13 protein-coding genes are annotated in these 11102 nt (G+C 50.6%); 3 read left to right on the top strand and 10 right to left on the bottom strand.

The annotated features are described in order from the left end of the window. Positions 1-27: 27 nt before the first annotated feature. Together KZ483_RS13485 and cysC are read left to right on the top strand one after the other, a co-directional pair. Positions 28-576, top strand: a complete 549-nt coding sequence (locus tag KZ483_RS13485) for a 1,2-dihydroxy-3-keto-5-methylthiopentene dioxygenase (protein WP_220353156.1) — start codon at positions 28-30, stop codon at positions 574-576. Positions 577-840: 264 nt separating this feature from the next. Next, positions 841-1440: an adenylyl-sulfate kinase gene (cysC, locus tag KZ483_RS13480; RefSeq protein ID WP_309568666.1), complete on the top strand. Its 600-nt coding sequence runs from the start codon at positions 841-843 to the stop codon at positions 1438-1440. A 230-nt stretch (positions 1441-1670) separates the two neighbouring features. On the opposite strand, the gene KZ483_RS13475 is transcribed toward cysC, so the two are convergent. The 5 genes from KZ483_RS13475 to KZ483_RS13455 all read right to left on the bottom strand — a co-directional run bounded on the left by KZ483_RS13475 (position 1671) and on the right by KZ483_RS13455 (position 4903). Then, positions 1671-2456, bottom strand: coding sequence for an HAD family hydrolase (locus tag KZ483_RS13475; protein ID WP_220353154.1), 786 nt, complete (start codon positions 2454-2456; stop codon positions 1671-1673). A 24-nt stretch (positions 2457-2480) separates the two neighbouring features. Beyond that, positions 2481-2999: a hypothetical protein gene (locus tag KZ483_RS13470; RefSeq protein ID WP_220353153.1), complete on the bottom strand. Its 519-nt coding sequence runs from the start codon at positions 2997-2999 to the stop codon at positions 2481-2483. 151 nt (positions 3000-3150) lie between these two features. Beyond that, positions 3151-4137 carry an aldo/keto reductase gene (locus tag KZ483_RS13465; protein WP_220353152.1) on the bottom strand — a complete coding sequence of 329 codons (987 nt, stop codon included), beginning with the start codon at positions 4135-4137 and terminating at the stop codon, positions 3151-3153. 74 nt (positions 4138-4211) lie between these two features. Continuing rightward, positions 4212-4412, bottom strand: coding sequence for a DUF896 domain-containing protein (locus KZ483_RS13460; RefSeq protein ID WP_220353151.1), 201 nt, complete (start codon positions 4410-4412; stop codon positions 4212-4214). A gap of 113 nt (positions 4413-4525) precedes the next feature. Continuing rightward, positions 4526-4903 (bottom strand): LysM peptidoglycan-binding domain-containing protein, encoded by a 378-nt coding sequence (locus KZ483_RS13455; RefSeq protein WP_220353150.1) that lies wholly within the window; start codon positions 4901-4903, stop codon positions 4526-4528. Between the two features lie 226 nt (positions 4904-5129). On the opposite strand from KZ483_RS13455, the gene lexA reads away from it, so the two are divergent. Further along, positions 5130-5750 (top strand): transcriptional repressor LexA, encoded by a 621-nt coding sequence (gene lexA / locus KZ483_RS13450; RefSeq protein WP_220353149.1) that lies wholly within the window; start codon positions 5130-5132, stop codon positions 5748-5750. A gap of 83 nt (positions 5751-5833) precedes the next feature. On the opposite strand, the gene KZ483_RS13445 is transcribed toward lexA, so the two are convergent. The 5 genes from KZ483_RS13445 to hflX all read right to left on the bottom strand — a co-directional run bounded on the left by KZ483_RS13445 (position 5834) and on the right by hflX (position 11088). Next, entirely contained in the window at positions 5834-6421 is a 588-nt protein-coding gene (locus KZ483_RS13445) for a hypothetical protein (protein WP_220353148.1), read from the bottom strand. A 196-nt stretch (positions 6422-6617) separates the two neighbouring features. Continuing rightward, positions 6618-7955, bottom strand: a complete 1338-nt coding sequence (glnA, locus tag KZ483_RS13440; protein WP_220353147.1) for a type I glutamate--ammonia ligase — start codon at positions 7953-7955, stop codon at positions 6618-6620. A 38-nt stretch (positions 7956-7993) separates the two neighbouring features. After that, positions 7994-8404 carry a MerR family transcriptional regulator gene (locus tag KZ483_RS13435; RefSeq protein WP_220353146.1) on the bottom strand — a complete coding sequence of 137 codons (411 nt, stop codon included), beginning with the start codon at positions 8402-8404 and terminating at the stop codon, positions 7994-7996. A 61-nt stretch (positions 8405-8465) separates the two neighbouring features. Continuing rightward, positions 8466-9722, bottom strand: a complete 1257-nt coding sequence (locus KZ483_RS13430; RefSeq protein ID WP_220353431.1) for a methionine gamma-lyase family protein — start codon at positions 9720-9722, stop codon at positions 8466-8468. Between the two features lie 73 nt (positions 9723-9795). Further along, a complete protein-coding gene (hflX, locus tag KZ483_RS13425) occupies positions 9796-11088 on the bottom strand; it encodes a GTPase HflX (RefSeq protein WP_220353145.1) in 1293 nt (430 codons plus the stop codon). Between the last annotated feature and the right edge of the window lie 14 nt (positions 11089-11102).

The raw sequence follows: 11102 nt of genomic DNA, 5'->3' as shown, positions 1-11102 counted from the left end.
ATATCTATGGGAAAGAGGGATCTCGCGATGGCTGAAATCCGTATCCGGAACACGAACGAGCGCATCTCGGGCGAAGAGAACGTCCGCGCCTTTCTTGAGAATCAGGAAGTATTGTATGAACATTGGAACCCCGGCAAGCTGCCGGCGGAACTGCAGGACAAATTTATTCTCTCCGACGAGGAAAAACAGCAAATTTTAACAGTTTTTGATGAAGAAATCCGTGACATCGCTTCACGCCGCGGCTACCTCACATGGGATATCGTCGCGTTGTCCGACGCTACGCCGAACTTGGACGAGATTCTTAAAAAATTCGAACAGGTGCATACTCACACGGAGGACGAGGTTCGCGCCATTACGGCCGGACGCGGTATTTTCATTATTAAGGGCAGCGACGAAGTCGGATATTTCGACGTCGAGCTGGAAGCCGGCGATGTGATCTCCGTACCTGAGCACAAACCGCACTTCTTTACATTGATGGACAATCGTCAAATCGTCGCAGTCCGCCTGTTTATTGAGACGGAAGGCTGGATCGCGCATCCGTTCGAAGACCCGTCATTCCTAAAAACGCAAAACTAGCGTGCTGCAGCTGCTAAATGAAGGTTTAAATGCCCCTGGCATGCTAACTGCAGCCAAGGGCAATTTTTTTAGCGGCATTGTTCAGTTGGAAAACTCAACTTCCACCTTTACATTCTCACTGTGACTTTCTTTAATCGGATTATGTGATTGATCAGGCGCAAATCCCCTCCATATGGTATGTACCTCCACCTAGAAAAGTTCATGACATGCACCCAAGTGATTTGACTGATCGCCAAAGTCCAAACGCAATCATTAGAGATTCATATGATAATAGAGGGAGTTATACTATTACGAATAATGAGGGGAATGAAACAATTGCACAAAGGAGTTACGGTATGGTTTACCGGCTTATCCGGTTCCGGCAAAAGCACCGTCAGTCGTATGGTTCAAGAGAAGCTGACTGCAGCCGGGCTGCCTGTCGAGATATTGGATGGTGATGAAATCCGTAAACATCTATGTGCGGAGTTGAATTTTTCACGGGAAGACCGATTTAAAAATATCGAACGTGCGGCTTATATTGCAAAGCTGCTCTCTCGCAACAGGGTTATCGTCCTGGGCTCGTTTATTACCCCTTACAAAAGCATGAGAGATATTTTGCGTCGCGAACTCGATCCTTTTATAGAAGTATATGTAAAATGCACTTTGAAGGAATGCATTCGAAGGGATGTAAAAGGGTTGTACCAGCGGGCTCTTGCCGGTGAAATTACTCAGTTTACCGGTATCACCGATCCGTATGAGGAGCCGGAACAGCCGGACTTGATTATTGATACCGAAAATGAATCCACGGAACAAAGTGCGGAAAAGGTGATTACCTGTTTACAGCTGCTGGGGTTCATAACTTTTGGCGATGAAACAACTTCATAACGCGGATTATAATGAAGAATTGTAGAAGGTGCGGTCAAAGTGCCTTCTTCGCCCCTGGAATGGACTCAGCAGCGAACAGCAACTCCAAGACAATGTCGGAACGCCAACTTTTACAAGGATAGACGAATATAATAGTGTTCGTTTGTATCCCGCTCTGGTTCGGATGATACAGGAAAACCCGCACTATCAATATAGTCTGCGGGTTCTGATGTGTGCCGATATTACATACTTTAGCCTAATAAAGCAAGCAGCTCTTCCAAATGCTTTATCTCATGCGTCGGGACGATTTCATCCGTTCGCACAACCCCATGGCGGTTAATCCAAACGGAGGTCATTCCAATCGTATTCGCACCGAGAATATCCGTCGTAAGCTTATCGCCGACCATTATACCGTCTTCCGGCTCGATACCGAGTCGCTCCAGCGCGTGGCGGAAAATCGGTGCGGCCGGTTTTCCTTCGCCGAATTCTCCGGAAATAATGATCGTATCGAAATAGGGCGCCAGCTCCGGCACTCCCGCGAGCTTTTCCTTCTGTAGATCCGGCGATCCGTTCGTAAGGAGCAGCAGCTTGTATTTTCCTTTCAACCGGTCAAGAACACGGAACGTTTCTTCATATACGATCGGGCGCTTGCGCCGCTCCGCCGGAAACAGCTCGGCGAGCTCGGCGCCAAGCGCCGCGTCGTCTACACCAAGCGCTTTCAAGCCGCGCGTCCACGCTTCGCGGCGGTACCCGGGAGCGAGCTGTTGAAGCTTCCTGAAGTCAACCTGATCACCTTCGAGGAAATTGGCCCACAAGCCTTCGAACGGGTTGATCCCGATCATTTTGGTAAACGGAAACGTCTCGTACGATTCGTACAAGGCACGCGCTTCACGCCGAACCGATTCCTCGAGCGCTCCTGCATCTACCCCGGTCGCGGCAGATGCCTTATTGCAGGTCGCTTCGAAAGCTTCCTTCACGCTTCGATCGTCCCACAACAACGTGTCATCCAAATCAAACAATACCGCCTTCTTAGCCATAACGGTTACTCCACTCCAGTCGCTTTATTTCTCCGTAAACGGAATTTGATTGCTGCTTGCAAATGCACGCAGCCGCTCTGCCATCATATCGGTCGGATAACGGTTAATGAACCGGGAGAACATCCAGCTGCCGCCCTTGGGCTGCTCAATCAGGACATTGCCCTTCGACACCGTAATGCCTTTAATTGAACTGACATACAGCGTCCGGTCGCCTCCGAAACGGCGTGAGCGAACGAAATCCTTACCGATCGACAGGTACGGACGGCGCATAATAAACAGAACCGCAAGCAAAATATAGCACCCGATCGTTATCCAGAACATATAACCCGCCTGCTTATACGCACCGCCGGTAAGATTGATTATGACGTAAAACAAGGTGAACAACAGCAGGAAAGACGGCATTAGCAGGCTTCTTCCTTTGAAAGTCTCCACCGGATGGCTTGTTGACTTGCTGACCGATAATGGCGCTATCCCCTGCTTCTTGCGCTGCTTGTTTAGCTGACTCTGATTTTTCTGTATTTTGCGTTCCCAAGATCTTGACACGATTGTTCCCCCTCAGAATATTGCGCCAGCAATATTCACATCGTAAGCATAAGCAAAGTTTTGCGGAGCAAAACTTACTTCGTAAGCATAGCTGAATATTGCACCGGCAATTGGAGCATTATTCATATCGTAAGCGCTATATTCCACTCATTCAAAACGGCCTTGCGAATTTAGCGATGAACCTGTTCGGATATTCGGACGGAAGCGAGCTCGCTTCATTCAAGCGGTTCCATACCGGCTCGGGCATGTTCCATCCGATCGCCCCCATGTTGTCTTCAAACTGCTCAAGCGTGCTTGCTCCGAATATAGGCGATGTAATGCCTTCACGCTGAAGAAGCCAGCTGAGGGAAACTTGGGCGGGTGTCTTCTCCAGTTCCTTGGCAGCTTCAAGTACGGCGCTCAGGATGGAAAAGTTGCGTTCGGTGCCGCGGACCCCCCATGAACTCTCTCCCATCTTGGTCGTTAGACGGCCGTATGTCGGCTCCTCCCTTGTATAACGTCCCGTCAAGAAACCGCCGCCAAGCGGAGCCCATGGAATGACGCCTACATTCTCTTCCAAACAAAGCGACATCATCTCACGGTCCATTTCACGGCTGACCAAGCTGTACTGCGGCTGTACCGATATAAAACGAACATATCGGTTAGCATCGCTGCAGGCCAGCGACTTCATGAGCTGCCAAGCAAAAAAATTCGAGCATCCGATATAACGGACTTTCCCTGTCGTGACCAGGTCGTCAAGCGCACGGATCGTTTCCTCGATCGGAGTCGCGTGATCCCATACATGAACCTGATATAAATCGATATAATCGGTCTGCAGCCGTTTCAAACTCGCTTCGACGCAATCCATAATGTGCTTGCGCGAAACGCCGACTCCGTTCGGGTGATCTGCAGTCGGAAAACGGACCTTGGTCGCAAGTACCACCTCAGAGCGGCGGTCTTTAATTGCTTTGCCCACAATCTCCTCCGAACGCCCGGATACATAAACATTTGCCGTGTCCACAAAATTTCCGCCCCGTTCGAAAAAACGGTCTATCATCTCAATGGAATCGCTCTCGCTTGTCGTGTTGCCAAACGTCATCGTACCCAGACACAGCTGCGATACGGCAAGGCCGCTTCTACCCAACAATCGATACTGCACCTGTCATACCTCCTTATTGGACAATCTTCAACAACCCGCGGTGTCCGGCGGAAGTCTCGTTAACCTCATCGGAATTAATGCTTGATGTTGTCGTTGTCGTCCTCGTCCTCTGTGAATTTAATCGTGTCCAGCTGGTTTTTGAAATTTTGCTTGAAGGTATCCAAATACTTTTGCCGCAGAGCATCGCGCTCGACAAGCTCTTCGGGCGTCAAACCGACCGTCTTGTTTTTACGTGAAAGCTCGTTAATACGTGCGATCAGCTTCTCCAAAACCATTACGCTCCTCTCAATATTTGTGCCAACATTCCATCTTTTACTTTGACATTTTCAGACCTGCATTGTCAAGGCAGAGAGGATATCCGAACACTATGGAAATAAAAAAAAGCGGACTAGTAGTCCGCCGGAATGATTAATAGTTGCCCCGCCTTTAGAGTGCTTGAGGAGAGATTGTTGCGTTCCTTCAAATCGTAAATTATTCGCCGCAAATCTTCCCCTTCCTTACGTAACCCGCCGGCAATACTCCAAAGCGTATCGCCCGGGCTTATGTAAATCACTTTCTCACCCGCTGCCGGTTCTGCGAGATGTTCACCGCTAGCATCACTCTTCATTAAAGTAAATCCTGTGAACAGAATAACGAACAGCAACGATGCTGCAGCCAGTCTCACGACCACCCGTTCGAAACGGCGATCCGCCCACGAACGTTTGCGCACAACCTTATCGCTAGATCCTTTATAATTAGTAGAGTACGAAGATATTGTTGTTATCATTCCCCAACACCCCAAACGTTTGTTCTATTCTTGCTGAAATCAGAATAACACGAACATTCGTTTGCAGTCAACAGCTTTTTGGAACATTTGTTCGTAAACATTCGCGCCATACGAAGAAGCGAATTCAGCCCCAAAAATACGAACCCTTGTTTCTCGAACTTATGTTTGTACGAACTCCGGTTCTGTGTTATAATTTGACACAAATGAAACATTTGGAGTGATTCTCGTGTCGAAACTATCCAACCGCCAGCAGGCGATACTTGAATTTATCAAGACGGAAGTACGGGAGAAAGGCTATCCGCCGTCCGTACGGGAAATCGGCGAAGCGGTCGGACTTGCTTCAAGTTCTACCGTACACGGGCATCTGGACCGCCTGGAGAAAAAAGGACTGATCCGTCGTGACCCGACGAAGCCAAGAGCGATCGAAATATTAGATCAGGACGACAACGAGCTTCCATTCCCGCTCGCGGTTGCGAAGGTTCCTGTAGTCGGTAAAGTTACAGCCGGTGTCCCGATTACGGCGACAGAGAACATTGAGGAGTATTTCCCTCTTCCGGCAAGCAAAGTAGGCGACCATAATGTCTTTATCCTTAACGTCATCGGTGAAAGCATGATTGACGCCGGCATTCATGACGGCGATTATGTCATCGTACGCCAACAACCTTCCGCAATTAACGGTGATATCGTCGTCGCCATGACGGAGGACGACGAAGCCACGGTTAAGACATTTTACCGGGAGAGAGACCATATCCGGCTGCAGCCTGAGAACTCGACAATGGATCCGATACGACTACGTAACGTCACCATATTAGGCAAAGTCATCGGCCTTTTCCGCGATATTCACTAAACCGCTTTTTGAATACTTAACAATAGAGGGGCTGCCGCACTGCCGTTTTGGCGAATGCCGCAGCCCCTCTTGCCATCTTTCGATCAAATGCCGGAAATCGACGATTCGCGGTATAACATATTGTTATAGGCCAATTTACTGCTTTTATATTTAAACTCAAGGTTAATACCGGAGTATTTAATTTTGACGGATTGAAGCGCCTTTGTCCTCACTCTCACGCTGATCAACCTTTGAAGAGATCTCGAATCTTTGCGGCGGATTGCGGCAGCAACGGCCGAAGCGTAGGCTGAAAAGCGTGATAATGCCCGGTACAATGGTAAGACAGCCCTCGCTATCGATCGATGAATCGGTGTAGAAAATTCAAATCGTGCTTTACCCAGCTGAAGGGCGGTCCCGTTCGTATATTGAATCACCGGCTTCGGAAGCCGGAAATCGATGAAATATCCGATACCGTTTACCGATAAACCGTCAACCGGAGCGGAAGGGGAAGCAGATTTGAACGCTTGCTCCATCGTATCCAGATCAAGTTCTCGGACAGCCTTTGACCAAGCATCGGCGAATGTTTTATTAAAGGCTATCTTGCGGTAAAAGGGCAGCATCTGTGCCGCCACCCGCAGTAAGATATCGCCGGACAGTCCGAAAGATTGCACTCCAGCAGCATTCCTCCCCATCTGAACTCCCCCGTTATCTTAATATGATGCATTATATTCGCACGGAATAGGCAAAGTGAAAGCTATAAATCGAATTTATAGTTCTGAGTATTAAAAAACTGCCAATCGGTCTGTTTCCAGACAGCTTGGCAGTTTTTTTGTCACCTGTATGTTCATTAACCGAAGTTTACGTAATGTTAATGTCAGTAATAGCTCTCTAATACAGTGTCAAGTATTGGTCCCGTTCCCATTGGTGAACCTGGGTCCGGTACATGTCCCACTCAATTTCTTTCAGTTCAAAGAAATGAGCAAGCGCGTGATCGCCGAGTGCATCGCAGATGACTTCGTCGCGAAGCATTTCATCGATTGCATCCTTAAGATTCTCGGGCAAGCTAGGTATGCCTTCATCGATCCGCTCTTCCTCAGTCATGATATATACATTGCGATCCGTTGGAGCCGGAAGTGGAAGCTTATTCTGGATTCCGTCAAGACCTGCCCTAAGCATGACGGCCAAAGCCAGATACGGATTGGCGGCAGGGTCAGGGTTGCGCACCTCGATACGGGTGCTGAGACCGCGGGAGGCAGGAATTCGGATCATTGGACTGCGGTTGCTTGCCGACCAAGCGACATAGCAAGGCGCCTCATAACCGGGAACCAGACGCTTATAGGAATTGACCGTCGGGTTGGTAATTGCTGCGAATGCGCGGGCATGGCGAAGAACACCGGCCATATAATAACGTGCCGTGTGGCTTAAGCCGGCCTTGTCGCTCTCATCATAGAAGGCGTTCTCTTGACCGCGGAACAGCGAAATGTGGCAGTGCATGCCAGACCCGTTGACGCCAAAAAGCGGTTTGGGCATAAATGTAGCATGTAAGCCGTGCTGACGGGCGACCGTCTTAACAACAAGCTTAAAGGTCTGGATTTGATCGGCCGCTTTAATGGCATTCGCATATTTAAAATCGATTTCATGCTGGCCCGGTGCAACCTCATGATGTGAAGCTTCAATTTCAAATCCCATTTCCTCAAGCGTCAGAACGATCTCGCGGCGGCAGTTCTCGCCGAGATCCATCGGCGCAAGGTCAAAGTAACCGCCCTGGTCGTTAAGCTCGGTCGTCGGTTCGCCTTTATCATCAGTCTTGAACAGGAAAAACTCCGGTTCCGGTCCCACGTTCATTGCGCTAAATCCAAGTTCCTCGGCTTCCTTCAGGGCACGCTTTAGAATGCCGCGCGGATCACCGGCAAACGGCGTACCGTCAGGCATATAAATGTCGCAAATCAAGCGAGCAACTCGATCCTGTGTCACCCAAGGGAAAACAACCCATGTATCTAAATCCGGATACAAATACATATCGGACTCTTCAATCCGTACGTAACCTTCAATGGACGAGCCGTCGAACATCATTTTGTTATCCAACGCTTTCTCCAGCTGACTTACCGGAATCTCCACGTTTTTAATCGTTCCGAGCAAATCGGTGAACTGCAGACGGATAAAACGAACGTTCTGTTCCTGTGCAATACGAAGGATATCCTCTTTGTTGTATTTGGTGTAGCTCACGGAATCATCTCCTTTGAAGTAAGGTAATGGAAGGCTGATTACTTTTTGTTATAGAAACGGGACAGCTGGCCTTGAATCATCGAGGCTTTGCCCGGCCTCTTCTCCAGTAATTGCTGCTTCAGCAAACGGTGCAGCTGAGCGTCGGAAAGCTCGCGGCGCTTAACCTCCGATTGCTCGCTCAGAACAGTCGCCTCTTCCGATTCTTTGGAAACCGGATTCATAACTTGCTTGATGCCGGCGATGTTGACACCCTTCTCGATAAGCGATTTAATTTCTAAAAGCCTCTCCACATCGTTGAACGAAAACAGCCGCTGATTGCCTGCCGTACGAGCCGGAACAATCAATTCATGCTGCTCGTAGTAACGGATTTGACGCGCGGTCAAGTCGGTTAACTTCATGACGATGCCGATCGGAAAAAGCGCCATATTTCTGCGTATTTCGTCACCCATGTCGCATCGCACCTTCCAGTTTCTGATATATGCCCTATTGTACCGCTCTGCCAAAAACATGTCAAGTTGTGTAAGGTTTAATTACAATCAACTCTCGTTCTGCAAGCGTGGATAAAGCATTCAGAACACCGTATTTGACGTGCGAATAAGTGAGTCCGCCCTGCATATAAGCGATGTACGGCTCGCGTATCGGAGCATCTGCTGATAGCTCCAAGCTGCCCCCCTGCATGAAGGTGCCCGCTGCCATAATGACCGGATGCTCGTATCCGGGCATGTCCCACGGTTCAGGCACGACATGTGCGTCAACCGCCGCCGCGCGCTGGATCCCTTGAACGAAGGCGATCAACTGACCGCTTTCAGCGAATCTCACCGCTTGAATCAGATCGGTTCGAGGCTCGTCCCAGCGCGGATTCGTCTCGAATCCAAGATTCTCAAACATCGCTGAGGCGAAGACGCTCCCTTTCAGCGCTTGTCCGACCAGGTGCGGCGACAGGAACAGTCCTTGGAACATGGCGCGAAGCGTGCCGAGCGTAGCGCCGACCTCGCCGCCGATTCCCGGCGCCGTCAATCGGTAGGCAGTCAGCTCAACCGCTTCCTTCGTTCCCGCAACATAGCCGCCAGTCGGCGCCAATCCTCCACCGGGATTTTTGATGAGCGAACCCGCGATTAAATCAACGCCGACCTCTGTCGGTTCCGCCTCTTCGGTGAATTCGCCGTAGCAGTTATCGACAAATACGAAAACATCGGGCTTCAGCGCTTTGACACGCTTAACCATCTCGCCGATTTGAGCGACGCTATACGATGAACGCCAATCGTAGCCGCGAGAGCGCTGTATTCCGACAACCTTGGTTCTCTCCGTCATTCGTGATTCGACGGCTTCCCAGTCAACAGAACCATCCACCGCAAGCGGCGCTTCTGCATAACGGATTCCGAAATCCTGCAAAGACCCTGTGCCGTCGCCAGGCTTACCAATTACTTTATGCAGCGTATCGTACGGCCTTCCCGTTATATACAGCAGCTCGTCGCCGGGCCGAAGCAGACCGAACAGCGCACAGCCTATTGTATGCGTACCGGATACGAAATGCGGTCTAACCAGCGCTGCCTGAGCCCCGAACACGTCGGCATAGACCAGATCAAGCACTTCCCGGCCTCGGTCGTTGTAGCCGTAACCGGTCGAACCGTTAAAATGATAATCGCTTACCCGATGCTTCTGAAAAGCGCGGATGACCTTCCACTGATTCCGCTCAGAAACAGAATCAACCGCGCGGAACACGCCATATACCTGCTCTTCAGCGGCTTCCGCCCATTTCACAAGCATCCCCCAAATTCCATTCTCCTGCAGCGCCACAGCCTTCTGTCTCTCCTCTGTTAACGAATCGCATGCATGAGGTCTATTGCTGTTTAATGTAGGCTTCCAGCTTATAGCCATGCACTTCATAATCCTGCTTGTTTAATTCCACAGTCAAAAGCAGCGAATCGCCGTCGATCTCCTGGTGAGTCACTTCTCCCGTCCGATAAGCAAGCGCGATCAAATCGCCCCGCTCGGCAGGAAGGACGAAGGTTCTCGTATCCCCCGACAGTTTATTCTGGATCGTCTCTCGAAGTCGAAGAAGATCACCGGCATTAAATGCGCTTATGACAAGCGTGTCTTGACCGTTTGCCGGCATTAGATCCGAGCCGTCCGCATTGAATAAGTCAATTTTATTATATATCGTCAATTGCGGCTTGTCCGACGCCCCGAGATCGCCGAGTATCTTGTCGACGACGGCCATTTGCTCATCGCGCATCGGCGATGAGCTGTCCACCACATGCAGCACGAGATCGGCTTCGCACACCTCTTCCAGCGTCGCACGGAAAGCCGCTACCAGGTCGTGCGGCAGGTTTTGAATAAATCCGACCGTGTCTGTCAAAATGACTTCTTTGCCGCTTGGAAGCTCAAGATTGCGGGATGTCGGATCAAGTGTTGCAAAAAGTTGGTTTTCCACGTACACATCCGCGCTCGTCAGCTCGCGAAGCAGCGTCGATTTACCGGCGTTGGTATATCCGACCAGGGCGACCTGCTGTACGCCGGATTTACGCCGGCGCTCGCGGTGAAGCGTACGGTGGCGAACAACCTCGTCCAGCACCGACTTCAAGTCGGAGATCCGGTCCCGGATATGACGGCGGTCGGTTTCGAGCTTCGTTTCGCCGGGCCCGCGTGTTCCGATCCCGCCGCCCAGCCTGGACAGGTTCTTGCCGTGGCCGGACAATCGCGGCAGCAGATAGCTGAGCTGCGCTAATTCGACCTGGATAATGCCCTCGCGGGTCTTTGCACGCTGTGCGAAGATGTCAAGGATGAGCTGCGTCCGGTCAATGATTTTCAAATCAAGCGCTTCCTCCAAATTGCGTACCTGGGCGCCGGAGAGTTCCTGATCGAATATGGCGGTGGTGGCGCCAAGCTCTTCCGTCAACGCCTTCAGCTCTTCCACTTTGCCTTTGCCGATAAACCATTTGGTGTCGCGGGCTTCCTTGTTTTGCGTCATCGTAGTCAGAACTTCCACGCCGGCCGTCTCCGCCAGATTGACGAGTTCCTGCAGCGAATGCTCCGGGTCGGCTGAGCCTCTCTTAACCTCCGGCGTCACAAGACTGACAAGCACTGCGCGATCGTGCAAATCAGTATCCGTATCGTAAGTTGTTTGTCGCATAGCTTGTGAGGTAC

The sequence above is a fragment of the Paenibacillus sp. sptzw28 genome (genome assembly GCF_019550795.1).
Classification (GTDB): domain Bacteria; phylum Bacillota; class Bacilli; order Paenibacillales; family Paenibacillaceae; genus Paenibacillus_Z.
This window is presented reverse-complemented; position numbering and strand designations above follow the sequence as displayed.

What these genes read in the sequence shown, in the direction of transcription:
- KZ483_RS13460 (WP_220353151.1), bottom strand. Translation starts at nt 4,412, where the DNA reads ATGGTTTTGGAGAAGCTGATCGCACGTATTAACGAGCTTTCACGTAAA.
- KZ483_RS13445 (WP_220353148.1), bottom strand. Translation starts at nt 6,421, where the DNA reads ATGGGGAGGAATGCTGCTGGAGTGCAATCTTTCGGACTGTCCGGCGAT.
- KZ483_RS13435 (WP_220353146.1), bottom strand. Translation starts at nt 8,404, where the DNA reads ATGGGTGACGAAATACGCAGAAATATGGCGCTTTTTCCGATCGGCATC.
- KZ483_RS13485 (WP_220353156.1), top strand. Translation starts at nt 28, where the DNA reads ATGGCTGAAATCCGTATCCGGAACACGAACGAGCGCATCTCGGGCGAA.
- KZ483_RS13455 (WP_220353150.1), bottom strand. Translation starts at nt 4,903, where the DNA reads ATGATAACAACAATATCTTCGTACTCTACTAATTATAAAGGATCTAGC.
- KZ483_RS13475 (WP_220353154.1), bottom strand. Translation starts at nt 2,456, where the DNA reads ATGGCTAAGAAGGCGGTATTGTTTGATTTGGATGACACGTTGTTGTGG.
- cysC (WP_309568666.1), top strand. Translation starts at nt 841, where the DNA reads ATGATAATAGAGGGAGTTATACTATTACGAATAATGAGGGGAATGAAA.
- KZ483_RS13430 (WP_220353431.1), bottom strand. Translation starts at nt 9,722, where the DNA reads ATGCTTGTGAAATGGGCGGAAGCCGCTGAAGAGCAGGTATATGGCGTG.
- hflX (WP_220353145.1), bottom strand. Translation starts at nt 11,088, where the DNA reads ATGCGACAAACAACTTACGATACGGATACTGATTTGCACGATCGCGCA.